Genomic DNA, 20,349 nt, shown 5'->3' on the forward strand with positions numbered 1-20,349 from the left:
ACTTACTTCCGCTGCAATTGACCCGCCCATGGGGGCGTGCCAGCATGACCCATGAAGCGTTCTCCCGTTGCGACGGTGGTGCCGTCCTCACCGGTCGAGATCGAGCAGGTGGCCCGCGAATGTCGTCGCTTGGTCACCCGGCGTGCGGCGATGGCCGCGGGGGTGGCCGTGCTGCCGGTGCCCGGGCTCGACTGGTTGACCGACGTGGGCGTTCTGGTGCAATTGTTTCGCGACATCAACCAGGCGTTCGGCTTGACACCGGAGCAGGTGGAGCGCTTGAGCCCGCACAAGCGGGTATATGCATACAAAGCCATCACGGCCGCGGGCGGTTTCGTCGTCGGTCGCGTGGTCACGCGTGAGGTGGTGCTCAAGACGCTGAAGCTGGTCGGCGTGCGCCTCACCACCCAACAGGCGGCCAAATTCGTCCCCGTGGCGGGGCAGGCCGTCTCGGCGGCGTTGACCTTTTCGACCTTGAAGCTCGTCTGCGAGCAACACATCCGGCAGTGCATCGAAGTGGTCGAGGTGTTGTTAAAGCTGCCCGAGCCTCAGGCTGCCTCGGACCCTTCGGCCGCCGTCTCTTCTGCCGGGCCCGATTCAGGGGGGGGCATACGCCCCGAACTAGGGATGGCGGTGCATCCCAACGGTGCCCAATATGGGGCCATCACAGCCGGGTCGCACCGAGAGGGTATGCAAGTTGCCGATCTGTGAGTGAGCGAAAGACGCGACGCGCGCATCCGCCCCTGGGTGGCATGCGTACCGAGACACAGGAGTACGTACAGGAGCTGCATCATGACGACCTTGACGATGCTTGCACCCCCACCGGCCCAGTATGAGCTGCGCTTCCAGTCGCTGTTCCATGCCGGGCGCGGCTATGCCTTTCCCTGCGATGCAGAAGGCCATGTGGACATCGACGCACTGAGCGAAAGAGCCCGGGCCAACTACCTGTATGCACGAGCCGTGGTGGGGCGCGAGCTGGCACCCCCGGCCGTGCAGACCTGCGCAGTGGACTGACGGTCGGGGACTTCAAGTCAGAACAGAGAATCTGATGATGTGCAAGGCCGTGATGACCTTGCACGACGGGCCCGGCAGGAGACAGTCGAGCCCATGGCAAGAGGGTGCTGGAGGACCGCCGTCGGCGCGACCCTTGGCTGGGTCGACGCCCTGACACTGGACGCGACACCGCTGCCGGTAGGCGAAGGTCCTCACATCGGTAGTTCCGATACGCAAGACCTACATGGCAGCGTAACCATCTCTCGTGCCGACGCCTCGTACGGCAGACGCAACTGCCTGGTTCGACGGGCCTTCTCATCACCCGCCGGCCATCACCCGCCGGCCATCACCCGCCGGCCGACAACGAGGTTGCCTCCGAGGTTGCCTCGTCACCTCCCATGTGCGCCCAGGCGCTGTCCGGGCCAAGGGCGTGGTCTGCCGCCCAGCCTCGCGCGATGGACAGAAGATGTAGCTGCACTTAGACCTCTGGCTCGCGAATGCAGGCCGGTAGGCTGGGGTCGGTGGCTGGCCGGCTTGGTGCGCTGGATGAACGGCGCGCCGAGCCCTCGATGGAGTGTGTCAGCCGGCCGCCGACTTGAGCCAAGCCCGGAAGCCTTCGTCCTCGAACGCATAGCGGCCCCGCTGGACCTTGCCCAGCACACCGGACGTCTCCAGCTGTTGGATGGCATTGGCCACCGATGCGGGCGCGACCGGCTCGTGCAGCCCGAGCGCGGCAGCGATCCGCTCGCGCGTGGCCTTGGCGAACAGCTGGGGAGCCTCGCCCACCAGCTCGTGCAGCACCGCACGTTGCATCGCCGAGCATTTGGCGTAGAGGTCTTCGAACACGAGGTCGGGGCTGTTGACGCGCTTGAAGCGTTGCAGGGCTTCGGTCACGGTTTGCCCGGGGGCATCGGTGATCCAGTAGCGAACGAAGTCGATCATCTCGCCGGGCCGCTGCAGCAGCTGCGAGAAGGCCCAGTCGAGGTCGGGCAACGCGACCTGCCGGCCACTGGCTGCTTGGTAACGCTGCGCGACGAAGGCAACGAACTCCATCCCCAGCAGCGGGAAGTCCATGTGGGCCGCCAGTTTGAAGGCCGTCTTGCTGTGGTCGCCCACCAAAGCCAACAACTGCGAACGCGACGACCCGGTGAGCAGCAGCAGCAGCCCATTCGGATGCACGTTGAACAGTGCGCGCACGGCTTTCATGGCGGCATCGCCGGTGGCGGTGCGGCCCAGTGTCTGCGCCTCGTCGAGCATCAGCAGCACCGGACGGTTGGGGTCGAGGCGGCGCAGCTCGGCGAACTGGCTGGCCAGCCAGGCGGCAGGGTCGGCGTTGGGCGGCAGCGGCTGCAGGGGGGCGATGCCGACGCTGACGCCGAGCGCGCCCACCTTGGTCACGGCGGTGCGGCTCGGCTCGGCTGCGAGCCCGCGCAGCAAGGCGGCCAGCGCCGTGTTGATGGCCCCCAACGGGTCGCTCTGGCTCCACAGGTCGACGTACAGCGGGCGCAAACCGCGCTGGGCGGCGGCTTCGGTCAGGTCGTGGGTGAGAAAGTAGGTCTTGCCGATTTGGCGCGGGCCGAACACGGCCAGCGGGCGGCGCGGGGCGTCGGCCAACAGGTCGAGGTAGTGCGTGGCGAGAGCAGGTCGGGGATGACGCCAGGGGTCGGGGCTCATTTCTTCATTTTTCCACACTGAAAGGAAATTTCCAACAGCAATGGAAATACCCCGAATTGCGCAGTGCCGGCGGTCCTGCCGTGGGCGCGCTCGCCGGCCGGCCGCGCGGCCGGCCGTGGCCGGGTCGCGACAGCCGCACCCAGCCTGCAGGCGCCGCCAGGCGCGCCGGCCTTCGCAGAAGAACAGCAAAGCGAGTACCCGTCCCCTTGCGGCCGGCGGCGCTGCGAAGGCCGCAGGAGCGCCGCACAATCACGCACCATGGACGATGCCCGCCCCCGCCGCAAACCCCGGCCGCCCGACGACAACACCGTGCGACCGGGCGATCGCGACAGCGACGTGCAAGCCTGGGTCGCCGCCTTGCGGCAGCAGGCCGGGCCCTACGTCTCGCGCGGCCTGGTGGGCCTGACTGGCAGCGAGGCGGCCCGCGTCGCGGCCTTGCTGCGAGGGGGTGACGACCAGCACCCGGCGACGCCCCCGCCTGCGGCCGGCCCGCAGCCCTCGCGTGGTGCCCCGCCACCGGGCCAGCGCGAGCCCGACGCGGCCCCCGACGCTGCGCCCGCGTCGGCGCCGTCACCCGCCCGGTTCCGCCCGCGCCTGACCCTGCAGACCCTCGGGCGGGGCGAGGGCTTGCTGGGGCTCAAACCGGCTGGCCCGCTCGGTCCGCGAGGCGACAGCGTCACGGTGGCCTGGGTCGACTGGACCTACACCACCGACACCGGCCTGCGCTGGGAAACCCCGGCCCCCCTCGGCATCCTCAACACCCGGCCCGCCGCCAGGCAGACGGTGTACGACGCACAGGGCCGTCCGCACCTGTTGCAGCGTGACTTGCCCGCAGAGGCCGACGCACGGGACGCCGTGTCGGCATCGGGCTTGGTCCCGATCCCCGCCGAGGCGTTCCAGTGGCGAACGCCGGCGGCTGCCGAGGGGCGCGGATCGGCCTGGACGCTGGTGCAGGAAGACGCCTTCGGTGATTTCTGGGCCGAGCGGCTGCCGCTGCTGCAGGCGCACGGCTGGGCGGTGGTGGTGCGCCCCGGCTTTGCCCACGAGAGCGTGCCGGTCCAGGCGTGGTGCCTGGTGGTGTGCCCGGACACGGGCGACGTGCTGGGCAAGGAGGTGGCCGAACCGCTCGGCCGCGGCGACCGGGGTGTGCAGGCGCTGCGGCTGCCGGAGCGGGCGGGGTCGTGGCTGGTGACCCTCGGCATCGAGGTGGACGGCCGCTCGCTCGACCTGGCGCCGCTGTTGGCCGATTTGCTCAAGCGCGACGCGCGCTGGCTCGACGCGCGCGAGATCGCCGCCATCGACGACCACGCCGTGATCCTGCTGCGAGCGCCCGGCGGCCGGCGCATCGAGGCCCCGGCGGGACCGTTGAAGGCCATCGTCGGCGCCATGGTCGAACTGCTCACCGACCCGCAGCGCGGCGAGGGGCCGCTGCGGCTCTCGGCCTGGGACGCGCAGCGCCTCGATGCCTTGCGTCTGAGCCTGCTCGACAGCCAGGCGGCCCGGGCCGGTGAGCATGGCGCGTGGCAGCTGCAAGGCGAGGCCGGGTTATGGGCCCTGGCGACACGGCTGCGGGCCGCAGCCAGCCCGCAACCGGTGGCGCCGCCGCCCGGTCTTGGGCTGACCTTGCGGCCCTATCAGCTGCACGGCCTGGCGTGGCTGCAATATCTGCGCGAGCAGCACTTGGCCGGCATCCTGGCCGACGACATGGGCCTGGGCAAGACGGCCCAGGCCCTGGCCCACCTGCTGTGTGAACAGCAGGCCGGGCGGCTCGACCTGCCGGCCCTGGTGGTGCTGCCGACCTCGCTGATCTTCAACTGGCAGGCCGAGGCGCGCCGGGTCGCCCCGGGCTTGCGGGTGCTGACCCTCCAGGGGCCGGATCGCGCCGGCGATTTCGGCCGCATGGCGCAGCACGATCTGGTGCTGACCACCTATCCGCTGCTGTGGCGCGACATCGGCGCGCTGCAGCGCCAGCCTTTTCATCTGCTCATCCTCGACGAGGCGCAGATGGTGAAGAACGCGGGCAGCCGCACGGCGCGGGCACTGCGCCAACTCAAGGCGCGCCACCGGCTGTGCCTGACCGGCACGCCGCTCGAGAACCACCTCGGCGAGTTGTGGGCGCACTTCGATTTCCTGCTGCCCGGCTTTCTGGGTGACGCGCGCACCTTCGCGCGCGTGTGGCGCAAGCCGATCGAGACCAACGGCGAGACCCTGCGCGCGCAGCTGCTCGCGCAGCGCGTGCGTCCTTTCATCCTGCGACGGCGCAAGCAGGACGTCGCGGCCGAGCTGCCGCCCAAGACCGAGGTGATCCGACGCGTGCGGCTGCAGGGCCGCCAGCGCGAGCTGTACGAGAGCGTGCGGGTGGCGGCCGACGAACTGGTGCGGCGTGCGCTGCAGCGCCAGGGCTTTGCCGGTGCCCAGATCACCATCCTCGACGCATTGCTCAAACTGCGGCAGGTCTGCTGCGACCCCTATCTGCTGCGCCGGCCGCCCGGCCCCGGCGAGACGATGGAGCGGGCCAAGCTGGAGTTGCTGCGCGACATGCTGCCGGCCCTGGTCGCCGAAGGCCGCCGCGTGCTCGTGTTCTCGCAGTTCACCCGCATGCTCGACCTGTTGCGCCCCGAGCTCGAGGCCCTGCAGCTGCCCTGGCTGGCACTCACCGGCGACACGCCCACGGCTGAGCGCGGTGCCGTGGTGCAGGCCTTCCAGTCGCAGCAGGTGCCGATCCTGTTGGTGAGTCTCAAGGCGGGGGGCGTCGGGCTCAACCTCACCGCGGCCGACACCGTCATCCACCTCGACCCGTGGTGGAACCCGGCGGTGGAACGCCAGGCCACCGACCGGGCACACCGCATCGGTCAGTCACAACCGGTGTTCGTCTACAAGCTGGTGGTCGAGGGCAGCATCGAAGAGCGTCTGCTGGAGCTGCAAGCGCGCAAGTCGGCGCTGGCGGAACAGGTGCTCGGGCACGACGGCGCGACGACACCGAAGTTCAGCCCCGAAGACCTCGACGCCTTGCTGGCACCTCTGAGTTGAAGCGACGATGTTGACCCAACACACCACCCACCTCGAGCTGCAGACCCGCGGCCGCGGTTTGGTCGAGATCACCGCACAGCTGCGCCACTGGCTCGCCTCACAAGGGGTGACCACCGGGCTGCTGACCGTGTTCGTGCGCCATACCTCGGCGAGCCTGCTGATCCAAGAAAACGCCGACCCGGACGTACGTGCCGACCTGGAGCGCTACTTCGCCCGTCTGGTGCCCGACGGCGACCCCTTGTTCGAACACGTCGCCGAAGGGCCGGACGACATGCCCGCCCATGTGCGCTGCGCCCTGTTGCCCACGCAGTTGGCGATCCCGGTGGTGCAAGGCGCGTTGGTGCTCGGCACCTGGCAGGGCGTGTACCTCTACGAGCACCGCACCCGCGGACACCGGCGCGAGGTGGTGTTGCATCTGATGGGGGCGTGAGGCCGCGTCCCCTGTCGGGCGTCCAACGCGGGCATGTCGCCACCTGCCAGCCACCGCATCGGGATCTGCCAGGCTGCAAGGTTCCTTCCTACGCAAGCGCGTAGTTGACACGCGAGCAAGGCGGTGACCGACGTCCACCTGCGTGTCCAACTGCGCGGCGATCTCGATGCCGTCATGGTGCTGGCGCTGCGCAAGGCGCCCGAGGGCCGATGTACGCCCCCGATCGGCTGGCGCAAGCGCTGATGGCACGCGCCCATGCTGCAGGGCTGGGGGCCGCGGCGTCGAGCGATCGCAGCGAAGCGTGTGCGCTGTTGCACGGCGCGCAGCAGCGGCTGAAGGGCGCGCCCGCGGACGAAGCGCAGCGTCCCCGGCTGGTGAAGCTGGAGCAGGTGCGCGAGGCCTCGGCCGCCTGTGGGTGATAAAGGAAGCGGGCGCCACGAGCCCGATCACGGGGCCGTTCGACCCCCTCCGCCCTGGGCCAGCCACCACGCCCGCGTGCTGCGGCGGAAAGCTGTGCTCAAGTTGGCGCTTGATCGGCCGAAATGTCCGGAGCTAACCTCGCAGAGGCTCGGCTTGTCTCGCCGTTGCGTGTCGCCGCAGTGCACCGCAGCGAACCCGATTTTTCTACTGTCAGGACGGCAAGACCCATGCTGATCAAGAACCTGAGCATCAGGGCACGGCTCATCTTTGTGCTGTGTTTCCTCGCCGTGCAGTTGGCCGTCGGCGCCTTCATCGGCATCTACAGCCTGCGCGACGCCAACCAGTCGATGGCGACAATGTACGACGACCGTCTCGTCGCGCTGGGTCAATTGGACCGCGTGATCCGCCTGTTGAACGTCAACCAGACCCTGCTGGCGCAAGCCCTGGTGCTGCCGGCGGACAAGGTGGCGGCGCACCTGCGCACGGTCGAAGCCAACGCGGCCACGATCGACCAGGTGTGGAAGCAGTACCTGGCCACCTATCTGACGCCGGCGGAAAAGGCCCTCGCGGGTGAGTTCGACCAAGCGCGCGGGCAGATGCTGCAAGGCGGCGTGAAGCCGACAGTGGCGGCCCTGCGGGCCGGTGACGTTGCCAAGGCCACCGAACTGTTGATCGGGCCGGTCACGACGCTGTATCTCCCGACGCGCGAAGCGGGCGACAAGCTCATCGAGCTGCAGTTGAGCGAATCGGCGACGCTGCGCCAGGAAGCGCAGGCTCACTACGAGCTGGTGCGCAATGTGTGTAGCCTGGCCGTCTTCTTCGGACTGCTGGTGGCGTGCGGTTTCGGTGTCTGGCTGGTGCGCTCCATCGTCGGGCCGCTGTCGATGGCAGTGCGCATCACCGACCGGGTGGCCCAAGGCGACCTGACACAGCGCATCGAAACCAATGCGACCGACGAGACCGGGCAGCTGCTCAATGCGCTGCAGCGCATGAACCAGGGGCTGGTGGGCATCGTGGCCCGGGTGCGCAACGGCTCCGACTGCATCGCCACCGGTTCGACGCAGATTGCCAGCGGGAATCAAGACCTGAGCCAGCGCACCGAGGAGCAGGCCAGCAACCTGCAGCAGACCGCCGCATCGATGGAACAGCTGACGGCGACGGTCAAACAGAATGCCGACACCGCGCGTGAAGCGACCCGGTTGGCGCAGGGCGCATCAGCCGCTGCCACCGAAGGCGGGCGTGTGGTGGGCCAGGTGGTGGCGACGATGGACGACATCACGCGGGCCTCGAACAAGATTGCCGACATCATCGGCGTGATCGACGGCATCGCGTTCCAGACCAACATCCTCGCGCTCAATGCGGCCGTGGAAGCTGCTCGAGCCGGCGAGCAGGGCCGCGGGTTTGCCGTCGTGGCAGGCGAAGTGCGCGGCCTCGCGCAACGCTCGGCTCAGGCCGCGAAGGAGATCAAGGTGCTGATCGGCGACAGCGTCACGAAGGTGGAAAGTGGTTCCGCCCTCGTCAACGAAGCAGGCGCGTCGATCAACAACATCGTCCAACAGGTGAGCCGGGTGCGCGACCTGATCGAGGAGATCAGCTCGGCGACCGCGCAGCAGAGCAGCGGCATCGAGCAGGTGGGGGATGCGGTGCAGCAGCTCGACCAGGTCACCCAACAGAATGCGGCGCTGGTCGAAGAAAGCGCGGCGGCAGCGGAAAGTCTGAAACACCAGGCGGACGAACTGGCGCGGGTGGTGTCGGTGTTTCGCGTCGCCTGAAAACGGCGCTCACCATCGGCCGGCAGAGCCTGGCAGGTCCGACCAGAAGTCGCGCGCTTCGCGGTGCGCCAAGGCGTCGCTGCGCAAGCCTTCCGGCAGGCCGACATCACGCAGGGTGCGAGGATCCAGCTCGGCCAGCGTCGACACCGTCCGCCGCTGCCGAGTCGCATCGCGGTGGCGTGACCAGACGGCGACGGCCTTGCGCCACCACATGATGAGGCGGCGCCGGATGAAGGACGGCGACGCGCGCCGGGAGGTGGACGGGCAGGGCAGCGAAGACATGGCGGGGCGGCAGTGGTGTTGGCAGTGGTCAGCATAGATTTACAGCCTCATGGGAGGAATCGACAAGTTCTTCCCAGATTGGTAAGTTATGCTTACCAGTCATGCGCTTGCCCCTGCAAACATTGCATGCCTTTCGAGCCGCCGCGCGACTGCAAAACCTGCGGGCGGCGGCGGATGAACTGCACCTGACGCACAGCGCGGTGAGCCAGCAGATCCGCACCTTGGAAGATCAGCTGGGGTTCGCGGTGTTCGCCCGCGTCGGCCGTCGGATCGTGCTCAACGCGGCCGGCCAGGCCTTGTTCGCCCATGTGGATGCGGCACTCGGCCAACTCGAACTCGGCGTGCAGGCCGCCGCCGCCGCGGCCACCGGGCACGAGCAGCGGGTACGACTGACGGTCGTGCCGTCGTTCGCGCAGCGGTGGCTGATGCCGCGCATCGCGCGCTGGCGTACGCTGCATCCCGACATCGCCATCGAGATCCACGCTTCGCAGCAGGTGATGGATTTGCAACGCGAGGGTTTCCATGCCGCGGTGCGCCAAGGTCGTGGCGACTGGGACCCTTTGGTGGCCGAGCCCTTGACCGACAGCCCGATGGTCGTGGTGGGGTCGCCGGTGGCCGCGCAGCGGCTGGCGGGCCAGGAGGCGCAGGCCTTCGTGCATGAGCCGCTGCTGGGCGAGCCGGGGCCTTGGGAGCAGTGGTTTGCCGCCGCCGGTTTGCCGCGGCAACGCATCAAGCCGGTGGCGATCTTCAACGACCTGGGCCTGATGCTGCAGGCGGCCGAGCAAAACCTCGGCATTGCGCTCGCGCGCGAGTTGCTGGCCGCCGATGCCCTGCGCGACGGCCGTTTGCTGCGGCTGCACCCCCTGGCCCTGAGGGCGGCCGGCAACGACCGCTACTTCCTGGTCTACCCTCCGGCCTTGCGTGACTGGCCGCCTTTGGCGGCCTTGCGCGTCTGGCTCAAGGACGAGTTGCGCCGGGGGCGCCGACACTTGCGCTCGGGCTGAGCGAGCCCCCCGGGGTGTCAGGGCTGGAACACCGCCCGCACCATGCCGTCTTCCTTCTTCTTGAACATCTCGTAGGCACGCGGACCTTCATCCAGCGGATAGAGGTGGGTGGCGAGGAAGGACGCGTCGAGTTCACCGCGCTGGGCGTGTTGCAGCAAACGCGGCACATACCGCTGGCCGTGCTGCTGCGCGGTCTTCACCGTCAGCCCCTTGTTGATCACGGTGCCGATCGGGAACTTGTCCATCAAGCCGTAGACACCCAGGATGGACAGCGTGCCGCCCTTGCGGCATGCCAGGATGGCCTGGCGCAGCGCATCGCCCCGGTCGGTCTGCAGATGCAAGGCCTGCTTGACGCGGTCGTAGGCGTATTCGAGGCCGGTGCCGTGCGCTTCCATGCCCACGGCATCGATGCAGGCGTCGGGGCCGCGTCCTCCGGTCATCTCCTTGAGGACCTCGAGCACGTTGTCGGTGGCGCTGTAGTCGATGGTTTCTGAACCGATCTTCTCGCGCGCCAGTTGCAGGCGTTCGGGAAACCGGTCGATGCCGATGACACGCTCGGCCCCCATCAGGAACGCACTCTTCTGCGCCATCAGCCCCACGCCGCCACAGCCCCACACCGCCACCGTATCGCCCGGCGAGATGTTGCAGAAGTCCGCGCCCATGTAGCCGGTGGGCACTGCGTCGGACAGGAACAAGGCCTGCAGGTCGGACACGCCGTCGGGCACCACGAAGGCGTTGACGTCGGCATGCGCCAGCCGCATGTACTGGGCGTGCGAGCCGGCGTAGCCACCGAAGGCGTGGGTGTAGCCGTAAATGCCGCCGGTGGGGTAGCCGAACAGCGGTTCCTGCAGGTAGGGATGCGGGTTGGTGTTGTCGCACAGCGACCAGAGCTGTCGGCCGCAGTACCAGCAGCGGCCACAGCCGATGAAGGACGGCACCACGACGCGGTCGCCCGGCCTGAGCTTCTGGACGCCGCGGCCCACTTCGACGATCTCGCCCATGAACTCATGGCCGATCACATCGCCTTCCCGCATCGTGGGCAGGTAGCCGCCGATGAAGTGCAGGTCCGACCCGCAGGTCGTGCTCAGGCGCACTTTCAGGATGGCGTCGCCGGGGTTGACCAGCACCGGGTCCGGCACGGTTTCGACGGCGAGCTTGTTGACGCCGTTCCAGCAGATGGCTCTCATTCAAACGCTCCATAAGGGTCAGGGTCGCGGCGGGCCGCGGGGTTGTGGGCCAGGCTGGGCACTTCGCCGGTCTCGGCCAGGCTCTTGAAGCGCCGCAGGGCGAGTGACACCGCCACCTCGGGCGCATGCAGCCACTTGGCCACCAGGTCGCCCAGCTTCCCGCCAGGGGGGTCGAAGCGCCAGGTCAGCGTGACCTCGGTGCCCCAGTCGGCCGGCGCCGAATGGAACACCAGTTCACCGCGATTGGGCAGCTCGGCGCCCTCCAGCGACTGCCACACGATGCGGTGGCCGGGCAGGTCTTCGATCACTTGCGAGGACCACTCGAGTTCGCCCGCCACCGGCACATGGGCCTTCCACTGCCAGTGCCCCTGGTCGTCGAGGGACACTTCGGCCAGATGGGCCATGACGGTCTGCTGGGCCACGGGTTCGAGCCAGAGCCGGTGCAGTTCGAGCGCCGGTCGGCCTATGGTGAGGGTTCTGCGGACGCACCGGGCATGGGTGGGATGGACCCTGGCCGTGGCGTCGGTGGGAATGGATGCCATGTTGTGCTCCCGAAATGAAGGCACGAAGTCGCCGGCAAAAGGGGTGCCGGCCGGCCTGCATGTGCACGCCGTGGGCACCGCTGTACGGCTGAACGAGGCTGCTCTTGGACCGAGGTGACAGGGCCGCCGTCACGCCTTCCCGCGTGTCCCGGGTGCCCGGGAGCCGACATCTTGGGAGCCCTGTTTGCTCGCCTCTCCAACTGACTGCCGTTGCCCCCTTGTCCCCGCTGACCCTGACATGCAGCAAGTCCTGATTCGCATCGCCGCTGTTGCCGTCACCTATGGCGTCCTGGGGGCCGCCACGGTGCTGCTGTCACTGCGCTTTGCGATTCCATCGCCGATCTTCCCCGCCACGGGCGTCGCGATGGGCGCCGTACTGGTGTGGGGCCTCAAAGTCCTGCCGGGGGTGTTCGCAGGCCGACTGCTGCTCACCGCTATCACGGGCGGAACGTTCGGACCCGCCGAGTACAGCTTGGCCTTCGAAGCGGCGGTTGCGGCGGGGGCGACGCTTCAAGCGGCTGCGGGTGGGTGGTTGGCGAGACGCATCATGCGACCGACCGAGTATCTGGACTCGGGCGGTCGGGTGGTCGCGTTTCTCGCGCTGATAGGCCCTGCAAGCTGCTGGATTGCGCCTGCCATCGGTGTGCCGGCGCTGGTGTGGCACGGGCGCATCGCGGCCGACGACGTCTGGTTCGTCTTCTACAAGTGGTGGGTCGGGGACAGCATCGGGGCCATGTGGGTGGCGCCCATCTTCCTGCCGCTGTTCGGCCGGTTCCGCTCCCTTTGGCGATCGCGGGCGCCCACCGTGGTGGGCACCTTGCTCTCGATGTCGTTGCTGCTGGGCGCCTCGCTAGCGGTGGTGACGAACCAGGAGAAGCAGCGGCTCAGCCGCAAGTTCGAAAAAGAAGTGACGGAGCGAGCGGACGCGATCAAAACGGCGTTGGGCCGCGTGGTGGCCGTTGCCGAGGGGGTGCGCCGATGGAGCGAGCGCACCAGCCCCGAAGCGCTGCCGGAGGCGGTGAGCGCCTTTGCGCTGCCGCAACTGCCCGCCGGCGCCACGGTGCGGCTCGACCACTCCGTTGCGGCGCCCGTGCCGCATGGCGACCACCGTGCGGCGGTCGACCTCTCGCCCAGCCACTTCATGCTGCGGCTGCCCGGTGACCCGCCGATTCACGTGGAAGTGCCAGCGTTGCAGGTCATCGGCAACCCGGCATCCTGGTCTCCCGTCAGGCTGTGCCTCTTCGACGCACAGGTCGCACCCCCCAAGCCTATTTGGGGCGCGGACGGATGCCGCGAGGTCGGGAGGCGGTCCTTGCAGCGAGAGACCGAGATCGATTTCGCGGGCCGCCGACTGCTGCTGCGCGCGATTGCGCCCCCCGCATACGTCGCCCGCGACCGGTCGCCGGGGATGTTCACCGCCGACCTGCTGGCGATGGCGGGCAGCATCTTCGTGATTGCCTTCGTGCTGGTGATGACCGGGCGCACGCAGCGGGTCAAAGAGCTGGTCAACGAGCGCACCGCCGAACTCAGCGAGCGCGAGGAGCGCCTGCGCTTCATCCTTCGCTCGGCCGGGGTCGGCATCGTCTACGCAAGTCCGGGGGGGCTGGTGGAGCAGGTCAATGACGAGGCGTCGCGCATGATCGGCTTGAGCGAGTCGCAGGCCTTGCGCCGACATCTCACCGAGCTTGTGCAGCCGGACCAGGTGGACGCCCTGCGCGCCAGGATGCTCGCCGCATTGAAATCCGAGTTGCCCCCGGCGGTTCAGGAGGTCACCTTGGTCCGGCCGGACGCACCGCCGCTGGAGGTCCTGGCCACGCTGGCCGTCTCGCGATCGAGCGGGCGTTCTCAGCACATCGTCTGCATCCTCCACGACCTCACCGACGTGCGGCGGCTCCAGTCGGCAGAACTGGCCCAGTCGCTCGCCGAGCAAGAGAGCCATGCCAAGGGCGAGTTCGTGTCCCGAATGAGCCATGAGCTGCGAACGCCCTTGAACGCCATCCTCGGTTTCGCCCAGCTGATACGCGGTCGGCCACAAGACCCGGTGGCGGTGCGCAACGAAAAGCTGGCCCGCATCGAGCAAGCCGGGTGGCACTTGCTGGCGATGATCGAAGACATCCTGCTGCTGGGCCGGCTAGAGGCCGGCACCGAGGCCGTGGTGGCCTCCACCGTCGACGTTCATGCCGTCATCGAGGACGGGCTTGCGCTGCTCGAACCTGAAGCGCGGGCACGTGGCATCGACATCGTTTGGCAACGAGAGCATGCGCGGCCCTATGTACGGGGCGACATGACCCGGGTGCAGCAGGTCCTGCTCAACTTCCTGACCAACGCCATCAAGTACAACCGGCCCTCGGGGCAAGTGCGGGTCAGCGTCATCGAAGGCGAGGACCAGTGGGGCATCGGCGTATCGGACACCGGCATGGGCATGAGCCCGGAGCAGGTGCGGCAGTTGTTCATACCCTTCAACCGCCTGGGCCAGGAGCGCAAGGGAACGTCCGGCACGGGGATCGGCCTTGTCATTTCGAGGCGATTGGCCGAGCAAATGCACGGCAGCGTCGAAGTGAAGAGCCAGGAAGGCGTGGGCTCGACGTTCACCTTGTGGTTGCCCAAGTCCCGGATGCCGGCCGCGGTGGTGCCCGAGGAGACCGTCCCCGGACCGGAAGACCGGGAACTGTGCGGCCGCGTCATGTACGTCGAGGACAACGAAGTCAACGTCGAGGTGATGCGTGCCGTGTTCGCGCACGACAAGGACGTCCGTCTGGTGACCTGCGGCACCGGCCAGGAAGCGGTCGAGAGCCTCGAGCGGGAGGACATCGACCTGGTGTTGCTGGACCTCGGGTTGCCGGACATGTCCGGCGAAGAAGCACTGCAAAGGCTCAGGGATTGCAGCACGCAGCCCTGTCCGCCCATCGTGGTGGTGAGCGCGGATGCCGAGGAATCGACGCGCGCCTGGGCCTGCAGCCAAGGCGCGGCCGACTGCATCCCGAAGCCTTTCGACGTCGCGCAATTGCGGCAGACGGTGGCGAAGGTGCTCGAGGCGCGCTGAGCGGCGCGCGCCTCACGGCATCGGTGGACGGCGCTCACGAGGTGTCGCCTCACTCCAGGTTCATCTTCTTGCGCTGCACCAGTTCGGAATACACCTTGGCCTTCAATGCGGCCTGCTGCTCGATCTCGGCTGGCGTCCACGCAATGCTCTCGAATGCGTAAGCTTCGAAGCGGGCCTTCACGTCGGGCTCAGCGAGCGCCTTCTTGACGTCCGCGTTGACCTTGTCGCGCACGGCGGCCGGAAGGCCGCGGGGCGCCACCAGCACGACAAAAGAGTTCACGTCCAGGCCGGCCGGGCCCCCAGCCTCCGCCACCGTCGGGACTTCCGGCAACTGGGAAAGGCGCTCGGGCGCCGCCACCGCGAGATAACGCAGCTTCCCGGCCTTGTAGGCCCCCTGGCTGGACGGCACGCTGCTGAAACTCCATGCGACGTCGTGCGCCCCGACCGACATGAACAGTTGAGACACTTCTCGGTAAGGCACATGGTGCATGTCGACGCCGGCCAGCGATTCGAGTTGCTCGCCCCCCAGGTGCCCCGGGCTGCCGACGCCCCACGAGCCGAACGTCACCTCCCCTGGCTGCGCCCTCGCCGCGGCGACCAGGTCAGACATGGACTTCAGTTTCGAGTCGCTGGCCACCGCCACCAGAAACGGCGTGCGAAACAGCGCCGCGACCGGCTCGAAGGTCTTCAGTGTCTGCACGCCGCGCGACTTGTAGAGGTAAGGCAGCGCCGCCAAGTGTTCGCTGTCCAGCTGCAAAAGCGTGTACCCATCCGGCGAATCGCGCTTGACGGCGTCCATCGCGATGAAGCCCGCGCCCCCTGGCTTGTTCTCAACCAGGACACGTTGGTTCCAGAGCTTGCCGAGCTTCTCGGCCAGGAGCCGCAGCACCGCATCGGGGCCGCTGCCGGGCGCGAACGCGGTGATCAAGGTCACCGGCCGGGAGGGGAAGGTGCCCTCGGCCTGCACGACATGGACGGCGAATGGGGCCAGTGCACCGAAGAACAGTTTCGTGTTCAAGTACATGAGGGTTCTCCGTGTCATGTCGAGGCCGCAGGGGTGGTGGCCGTGAACGAGAGCCGCAGCGCCGTGGGCGTCGACGACACGAAAGCCCGCCGCGCCGATCGCCAAGACCAGCTCCATTTCGGGGTGGAGATTCTTCGTCCCAGGGGGATGGGCGACCGTGGCGCTGGACTCGACCAGAGGCGAGGGCGACTTGGTGAAATGGCAGGGCCGCTCGCTCGCTTTGTCGACCGGTTGGCCCATCTCGAGTGCGTGTGCATGGTGGTTGCGTCCCACGAAGAACCGTCGGTGGATCGGAAGGCGCTCGGCCTTGCCGCACACCGGCAGCGAGTTCAGAAGGGGGCGCCCAGAGGTCGGCCGTGCTCAGGGTGAGGCGGTCGGCCAGGGCGTCTCAGCCGCGGGTCTCGAAAATGCCGAGCTTGCGATGCAGCGGCGTCTCGTCTGCAATGAACAGGAACGCGGCAGCGTCGCCCGATCGGTTGGTCAGGGTCACTTCGCAATACCCCGGTGCGCAGCACGTGTCGGCCTCGACGAGGGTGAAGCGCTGGGTCTCGATCTGCACGTCGACGCAGCCTTCGATGAGGTGGAACACGCTCGCGGGCGAGCGCACCGGCAGGCGTAGCGCCTGTGCGGGGCGCAGCATCAGTGCGTAGTAGCCGAGGATGTTCTGCGCGTCGTCGCCCGTGGCCGGGTTGACGTAGCTGACCTGCACCGCGGCGAGCTCGGGCTCGGCGACGGCCAGCGACTCGAGCGCTGCACGTGTGTCGGTCCAGGGGTAGTGCAGCATCGGGTAGGCCTTGTCGGCGCGGACGAACAGCGGGGTTGGCACCACACCGCCTTGCGCATACGTGCGAGTGCCGGTGCCGGAGGCGGCCGTCTCGCCCCGGGCCCCGACGTGGTACGAGGCCTCGATGTAATGCACCAGCGGCAGGTCGAGCACGTCGAGCCACACGACAGGCTCGTCACCCTCGTGACCGTGCTCGTGCCACAGCCCGCTCGGCGTGAGGATCAGGTCGCCCCGGCACATCGGGTACTTCTGACCGTCGACGGTCGTGTAGGCACCCTGTCCCTCGACGATCATCCGCACCGCATTCGGCGTATGGCGGTGCGCAGGCGTCGACTCGCCTGGCAGCAGCAGCTGCATGCCCAGGTAGATGGCGGCGCTGGCCTGCATCTTCTCCAGGCCGTGGCCGGGATTGGCGAGCACCAGGACACGGCGCTCGGCCTTCTCGATGGGTGTCAGTTCACCGGCCTTCAGCAGCAACGGCCGCAGCGCTTCATAGGACCACTGGGTGGCGCGCGTTTGCGGACGCGGCCGGCCCGGTGGCAGCAAGGCCCGCAAGCTGGGCCACAGCGGCACCAAGTTCTGGCGCTTCAGCTTGGCGACATAGTCATGGGGCAGGTCTTCGAGACGCCCGAGTTCACTCATGATCTTCTCCTGGATTCAATCCGCAAGACAGTTGTCGACGCGCCAGCCGTAGAGCCACTCCATCGCGTCGTAAAAGCGCTCGGGCGATCTGTCCTTCCAAAGCTGATTGCGCACCAGGCGCTCCACGCCCTTGGCGTGGAAAATGCGACCCAGCTCGCGCGCCGACAACACGATGCGTGCGGTGCGCACGATGCGCGAGCGCTGGTAGTGCTCGTAAGCCTTGGCGAAGTCGTTGTCATGCACGCGCAAGGCTTCGCCCAGCGTGACGGCGTCTTCCATCGCCATGCACGCGCCTTGCGCCAGATACTGCAGCGTGGGGTGCGCCGCGTCGCCCAGCAGCGTGACGCGGCCGAAGTTCCACTGCCCGATGGGCTCGCGGTCGACCGTCGCCCAGCGCCGCCAATCCTTCGGCAAGTCGATCAGCTGGCGTGCACGCGGGCAGATGCCCTGGAAATAGCTCTGCACCTCTTCGCGGCTGCCCTCGCGCACGCTCCACGCCTCCTGCTCGCGGCTGTGGAAGGTGACCACGACGTTGTATTGCTCGCCGCCACGCAGCGGGTAATGCACCAAGTGACAGTTCGGCCCAACCCAGATGCTGGCGGCGTTCCACTGCAGGTCCTCGGGAAAGTCGCGTTTGTCCACCACCGCTCGGTACACGACATGCCCTGAGACGCGCGCTGCATCGCCGACGTATTGCTGGCGCACGGTCGACTTCACCCCGTCTGCGGCGATCAGGACGATGCCATGGTGACGATGCCCACGCGCGTCGATCACCGTGACGCCGGCCTCGCTCTGTTCCACATGCTGCACCTGCGTGGACGTCGAGATCTCGATGCGGCCGGTGGCCCGCGCGCCGTCGAGGAGCGAGCGATGCACGTCGGCGCGGTGGATCACCGCATAGGGGTTGCCAAAGCGCCGGCGAAAGGCTGCACCCGTCGGAATGCGGCCTGTCAGCGTCTCGTCCAGTGCGTCGTGCATCACCATTTCGTCCGTGTAGACGGCCTGCGCGCGGGCCATCTCGCCGATGCCGAGCGCGTCGAAAGCCGCGAATGCGTTGGGCCCCAGTTGCATGCCGGCGCCGACCTCACCCAGTTGCGCTGATTGCTCCAGCACCTTGACCGGGTGGCCCCGGCGGGCGAGGGCGAGTGCTGCGGCGATGCCGCCTATCCCGCCACCTGCCACCAGCACCAAGCGCTCCTCACGTGATGTCTCTGTCATTTCTTGTTGACGCAAGCAGTCGACCTGAACCAACTATCGGCGCCGAGGACTATTGCGTCGATGCGAAATGGCGAATACGCTGCATATCGTTTTGATATAGAGCACGATGGCGAAGCTGGATGTCGACTGGCTCGACGTGTTCGTCGAGATCTACAAGACGCAGAGCGTCTCGCGCGCCGCGTTGCGGCTCGGCATTGCACAGGCGAGTGCGAGCATTGCGCTCAACAAGCTGCGCCGGCACTTTGACGACCCGCTGTTCTGTCGCACCTCACAGGGCATGGAGGCGACACCGCGCGCACAAAGCATTTACCCCGACATTCAGGAAGCGCTGCTGCGCATCGAGAAAGCGCGGGGCACGCGCGGTGCCTTTTCACCTGCCGACGAGCAACGCGAGTTCCGGATCTGCATGACCGACATCAGCGAGATCGTGCTGCTGCCCAAGCTGATCAACCACTTGCAGCAAACGGCCCCAGGCGTCTCGGTCCAGGCCGAGAAGATCTCGCCCGACAGCCGGCGCGGCCTCGAATCGGGCGAACTGGACCTGGCGGTCGGGTTCACGCCCGACCTGGACGCCGGCTTCTACCAGCAGGCGCTGTTCGTCCAGAACTTCGTCTGCCTGGCGTCGCAAGCGCATCCACGCATCCGCGGCAAGCTCGACCGCCGTGCCTTTTCGGCGGAAGGGCACATCGTGGTCACCACGGCGGGAACGGGGCACTCGATCGTCGACAAGGTGCTCGTCAAGCACAAGCTGGAGCGACAGGCGGTGCTGCGGGTGCCCAGCTTTCTCGGGGTCGGGCGGATCGTCGCGCAGACAGAACTTCTGGTCATCGTTCCCAGGCTGCTGGGGACGGCGTTGGCATCGCAAGAGCGGGTTCAGGTGCTGGAGCCGCCGGTGCCGCTGCCGTCGTACAAGGTCAAGCAGCATTGGCATGAGCGGTTCAACCTGGACGCGGGCAGCATCTGGCTGCGCAGGACGATGGCCGGGCTGTTTTCGGGGCGGCGGATGGACGGGTGAGGAGAGGGGGGAACCGTAGAACTGCGGCGGGACAGGGTGCGCAAAGAAGCTCAAGGTGCTCGATAGCACCAATGGCCCGGTTCGTATTGGTGGCCGGAGCCGTTGCCCTTGCGAAAGGAGAGGTGGAACCCGAACCGAGCCCCACGGAAATGGGTGCAATTGGATGTAGCATTGGCGAGAATGATCGGTTTCCACTCCGTCCAGATCACGCCCGAAGTCCTGCAACTCATCGCCAAGCTCGATGAGTTCAAGGGTGCGTGGCGCGCGGCTGGCGGCTTGGCTCCGGCCCGCCTCTCGGCCCTGCGCCGTGTTGCTACCGTCGAAAGCATCGGTTCGTCTACCCGTATCGAGGGCGGCAGGCTGTCGGACGGGGAAGTCGAGTGCCTATTGTCCAACCTGCAGGGCAAGTCTTTCACGGAACGCGACGAGCAGGAGGTGGCCGGCTATGCCGAGGTCATCGAGCGGGTGTATTCATGCTGGGAGGATCTGCCGCTGACCGAGAAGCACATCAAGCAGTTGCACCGCGACCTGCTGGCGTACAGCGAGAAGGACGCCTGGCACCGGGGAAGCTACAGAACTTCCACGAACGGCGTCGCCGCCTCGGAAGAGGACGGCAAGCAAGCGGGCCTGGTCTTCGAGACGGCAGCGCCTTTCGACATCCCAAGCCTGATGACCGAACTGGTCACCTGGTTCAACGAAGAGCGCAGCGCCGCGCGGCTCCACCCCTTGCTGCTCATCGGCATTTGGGTCGTGGTCTTCTTGCAGATCCACCCCTTCCAGAACGGCAACGGGCCCCTGAGCCGGGCGCTGAGCACCTTGTTACTGCTGCACGCCGGCTATGCCTTCGTGCCCTACAGCTCACTCGAAAGCGTGATCGAACAGAGCAAGGAGGCCTACTGCGTCGCGCTGCGGCAGACGCAAGCCACCATTCGCTCGGAGTCTCCGAACTGGCAGCCCTGGCTGGTTTTTTTCCTGCGGGCGCTGGCGGAGCAGGTCGGTCGACTCGACCGCAAGGTGGAGCGCGAGAAGACCGTGCTGGCCGCGCTGCCCGAACTCTCGCTGCAGATTGTCGAGTTTGCGCGGGAGAGTGGGCGCGTCACGATGGGCGATGCGATTCGGCTGACGGGCGGCAACCGCAACACCCTCAAGCAGCATTTCCGTTCGCTCGTTGTCCGGGGGCAGCTTCGGCGGCACGGCAGTGGTCGAGGCGTCTGGTATGAACTGGGGTCATAAAACAAGGAACGGCGGCTGGCGTTTTCAACCATGACCAGCACGGCTGTTCCGATTCAAAG

At 67.6% G+C, this 20,349-nt stretch carries 17 protein-coding genes; 10 read left to right on the forward strand and 7 right to left on the reverse strand.

What is annotated here, in order from left to right; genetic code table 11:
* The first annotated feature begins 51 nt into the window (after window positions 1–51).
* Both AAW51_RS09990 and AAW51_RS09995 read left to right on the forward strand, forming a co-directional pair.
* Window positions 52–708, forward strand: coding sequence for a hypothetical protein (locus AAW51_RS09990; RefSeq protein ID WP_238947814.1), 657 nt, complete (start codon window positions 52–54; stop codon window positions 706–708).
* A gap of 81 nt (window positions 709–789) precedes the next feature.
* Window positions 790–1,011 carry a hypothetical protein gene (locus AAW51_RS09995; RefSeq protein ID WP_047194501.1) on the forward strand — a complete coding sequence of 74 codons (222 nt, stop codon included), beginning with the start codon at window positions 790–792 and terminating at the stop codon, window positions 1,009–1,011.
* A gap of 558 nt (window positions 1,012–1,569) precedes the next feature.
* Here the strand turns inward: AAW51_RS09995 and AAW51_RS10000 are convergent.
* Window positions 1,570–2,664, reverse strand: a complete 1,095-nt coding sequence (locus AAW51_RS10000) for an ATP-binding protein (protein WP_047194502.1) — start codon at window positions 2,662–2,664, stop codon at window positions 1,570–1,572.
* Window positions 2,665–2,922: 258 nt separating this feature from the next.
* On the opposite strand from AAW51_RS10000, the gene AAW51_RS10005 reads away from it, so the two are divergent.
* From AAW51_RS10005 to AAW51_RS31115, 4 genes are all read left to right on the forward strand, one after another.
* Window positions 2,923–5,694, forward strand: a complete 2,772-nt coding sequence (locus tag AAW51_RS10005; protein ID WP_083438679.1) for a DEAD/DEAH box helicase — start codon at window positions 2,923–2,925, stop codon at window positions 5,692–5,694.
* 10 nt (window positions 5,695–5,704) lie between these two features.
* Window positions 5,705–6,124 carry a secondary thiamine-phosphate synthase enzyme YjbQ gene (locus AAW51_RS10010; protein WP_417903615.1) on the forward strand — a complete coding sequence of 140 codons (420 nt, stop codon included), beginning with the start codon at window positions 5,705–5,707 and terminating at the stop codon, window positions 6,122–6,124.
* Between the two features lie 209 nt (window positions 6,125–6,333).
* Window positions 6,334–6,543 carry a hypothetical protein gene (locus AAW51_RS29850; protein WP_157359751.1) on the forward strand — a complete coding sequence of 70 codons (210 nt, stop codon included), beginning with the start codon at window positions 6,334–6,336 and terminating at the stop codon, window positions 6,541–6,543.
* A 228-nt stretch (window positions 6,544–6,771) separates the two neighbouring features.
* Complete coding sequence (locus AAW51_RS31115; protein ID WP_047194504.1) at window positions 6,772–8,316, forward strand: methyl-accepting chemotaxis protein; 1,545 nt, start codon at window positions 6,772–6,774, stop codon at window positions 8,314–8,316.
* Between the two features lie 9 nt (window positions 8,317–8,325).
* On the opposite strand, the gene AAW51_RS10020 is transcribed toward AAW51_RS31115, so the two are convergent.
* The gene (locus tag AAW51_RS10020; RefSeq protein ID WP_083438201.1) at window positions 8,326–8,598 is read right to left on the reverse strand and encodes a YjiS-like domain-containing protein; all 273 of its coding nucleotides are present in this window, start codon (window positions 8,596–8,598) and stop codon (window positions 8,326–8,328) included.
* Between the two features lie 101 nt (window positions 8,599–8,699).
* On the opposite strand from AAW51_RS10020, the gene AAW51_RS10025 reads away from it, so the two are divergent.
* Complete coding sequence (locus AAW51_RS10025; RefSeq protein WP_047194506.1) at window positions 8,700–9,602, forward strand: LysR substrate-binding domain-containing protein; 903 nt, start codon at window positions 8,700–8,702, stop codon at window positions 9,600–9,602.
* Window positions 9,603–9,619: 17 nt separating this feature from the next.
* Here AAW51_RS10025 and AAW51_RS10030 read toward each other — a convergent pair whose 3' ends face one another.
* Together AAW51_RS10030 and AAW51_RS10035 are read right to left on the reverse strand one after the other, a co-directional pair.
* On the reverse strand, window positions 9,620–10,789 hold the full coding sequence (locus AAW51_RS10030) for a zinc-dependent alcohol dehydrogenase (RefSeq protein WP_047194507.1): 1,170 nt from the start codon (window positions 10,787–10,789) through the stop codon (window positions 9,620–9,622).
* On the reverse strand, window positions 10,786–11,331 hold the full coding sequence (locus AAW51_RS10035) for an SRPBCC family protein (protein WP_047194508.1): 546 nt from the start codon (window positions 11,329–11,331) through the stop codon (window positions 10,786–10,788). The genes AAW51_RS10030 and AAW51_RS10035 overlap by 4 nt, the downstream gene beginning before the upstream one ends.
* Before the next feature lie 238 nt (window positions 11,332–11,569).
* Here AAW51_RS10035 and AAW51_RS28025 point away from each other — a divergent pair, with 238 nt between their 5' ends.
* A complete protein-coding gene (locus tag AAW51_RS28025) occupies window positions 11,570–14,374 on the forward strand; it encodes an ATP-binding protein (RefSeq protein WP_053013460.1) in 2,805 nt (934 codons plus the stop codon).
* A gap of 49 nt (window positions 14,375–14,423) precedes the next feature.
* Here AAW51_RS28025 and AAW51_RS10045 read toward each other — a convergent pair whose 3' ends face one another.
* From AAW51_RS10045 to AAW51_RS10055, 3 genes are all read right to left on the reverse strand, one after another.
* Entirely contained in the window at window positions 14,424–15,671 is a 1,248-nt protein-coding gene (locus AAW51_RS10045; protein WP_256365087.1) for a tripartite tricarboxylate transporter substrate-binding protein, read from the reverse strand.
* 115 nt (window positions 15,672–15,786) lie between these two features.
* Window positions 15,787–16,824 carry a cupin domain-containing protein gene (locus AAW51_RS10050; RefSeq protein WP_047194509.1) on the reverse strand — a complete coding sequence of 346 codons (1,038 nt, stop codon included), beginning with the start codon at window positions 16,822–16,824 and terminating at the stop codon, window positions 15,787–15,789.
* A 15-nt stretch (window positions 16,825–16,839) separates the two neighbouring features.
* On the reverse strand, window positions 16,840–18,042 hold the full coding sequence (locus AAW51_RS10055) for a 3-hydroxybenzoate 6-monooxygenase (RefSeq protein WP_047194510.1): 1,203 nt from the start codon (window positions 18,040–18,042) through the stop codon (window positions 16,840–16,842).
* A gap of 106 nt (window positions 18,043–18,148) precedes the next feature.
* Here AAW51_RS10055 and AAW51_RS10060 point away from each other — a divergent pair, with 106 nt between their 5' ends.
* Together AAW51_RS10060 and AAW51_RS10065 are read left to right on the forward strand one after the other, a co-directional pair.
* Window positions 18,149–19,057: a LysR family transcriptional regulator gene (locus AAW51_RS10060; RefSeq protein WP_047194511.1), complete on the forward strand. Its 909-nt coding sequence runs from the start codon at window positions 18,149–18,151 to the stop codon at window positions 19,055–19,057.
* Window positions 19,058–19,237: 180 nt separating this feature from the next.
* Window positions 19,238–20,290, forward strand: a complete 1,053-nt coding sequence (locus AAW51_RS10065; protein ID WP_047194512.1) for a Fic family protein — start codon at window positions 19,238–19,240, stop codon at window positions 20,288–20,290.
* Window positions 20,291–20,349: the final 59 nt, after the last annotated feature.

This window comes from Caldimonas brevitalea (genome assembly GCF_001017435.1).
Taxonomy (GTDB): Bacteria; Pseudomonadota; Gammaproteobacteria; order Burkholderiales; family Burkholderiaceae_C; genus Caldimonas; species Caldimonas brevitalea.

What these genes read in the sequence shown, in the direction of transcription:
- AAW51_RS09990 (WP_238947814.1), top strand. Translation starts at nt 52, where the DNA reads ATGAAGCGTTCTCCCGTTGCGACGGTGGTGCCGTCCTCACCGGTCGAG.
- AAW51_RS09995 (WP_047194501.1), top strand. Translation starts at nt 790, where the DNA reads ATGACGACCTTGACGATGCTTGCACCCCCACCGGCCCAGTATGAGCTG.
- AAW51_RS10000 (WP_047194502.1), bottom strand. Translation starts at nt 2,664, where the DNA reads ATGAGCCCCGACCCCTGGCGTCATCCCCGACCTGCTCTCGCCACGCAC.
- AAW51_RS10005 (WP_083438679.1), top strand. Translation starts at nt 2,923, where the DNA reads ATGGACGATGCCCGCCCCCGCCGCAAACCCCGGCCGCCCGACGACAAC.
- AAW51_RS29850 (WP_157359751.1), top strand. Translation starts at nt 6,334, where the DNA reads ATGTACGCCCCCGATCGGCTGGCGCAAGCGCTGATGGCACGCGCCCAT.
- AAW51_RS31115 (WP_047194504.1), top strand. Translation starts at nt 6,772, where the DNA reads ATGCTGATCAAGAACCTGAGCATCAGGGCACGGCTCATCTTTGTGCTG.
- AAW51_RS10020 (WP_083438201.1), bottom strand. Translation starts at nt 8,598, where the DNA reads ATGTCTTCGCTGCCCTGCCCGTCCACCTCCCGGCGCGCGTCGCCGTCC.
- AAW51_RS10025 (WP_047194506.1), top strand. Translation starts at nt 8,700, where the DNA reads ATGCGCTTGCCCCTGCAAACATTGCATGCCTTTCGAGCCGCCGCGCGA.
- AAW51_RS10030 (WP_047194507.1), bottom strand. Translation starts at nt 10,789, where the DNA reads ATGAGAGCCATCTGCTGGAACGGCGTCAACAAGCTCGCCGTCGAAACC.
- AAW51_RS10035 (WP_047194508.1), bottom strand. Translation starts at nt 11,331, where the DNA reads ATGGCATCCATTCCCACCGACGCCACGGCCAGGGTCCATCCCACCCAT.
- AAW51_RS28025 (WP_053013460.1), top strand. Translation starts at nt 11,570, where the DNA reads ATGCAGCAAGTCCTGATTCGCATCGCCGCTGTTGCCGTCACCTATGGC.
- AAW51_RS10050 (WP_047194509.1), bottom strand. Translation starts at nt 16,824, where the DNA reads ATGAGTGAACTCGGGCGTCTCGAAGACCTGCCCCATGACTATGTCGCC.
- AAW51_RS10055 (WP_047194510.1), bottom strand. Translation starts at nt 18,042, where the DNA reads ATGACAGAGACATCACGTGAGGAGCGCTTGGTGCTGGTGGCAGGTGGC.
- AAW51_RS10060 (WP_047194511.1), top strand. Translation starts at nt 18,149, where the DNA reads ATGGCGAAGCTGGATGTCGACTGGCTCGACGTGTTCGTCGAGATCTAC.
- AAW51_RS10065 (WP_047194512.1), top strand. Translation starts at nt 19,238, where the DNA reads ATGATCGGTTTCCACTCCGTCCAGATCACGCCCGAAGTCCTGCAACTC.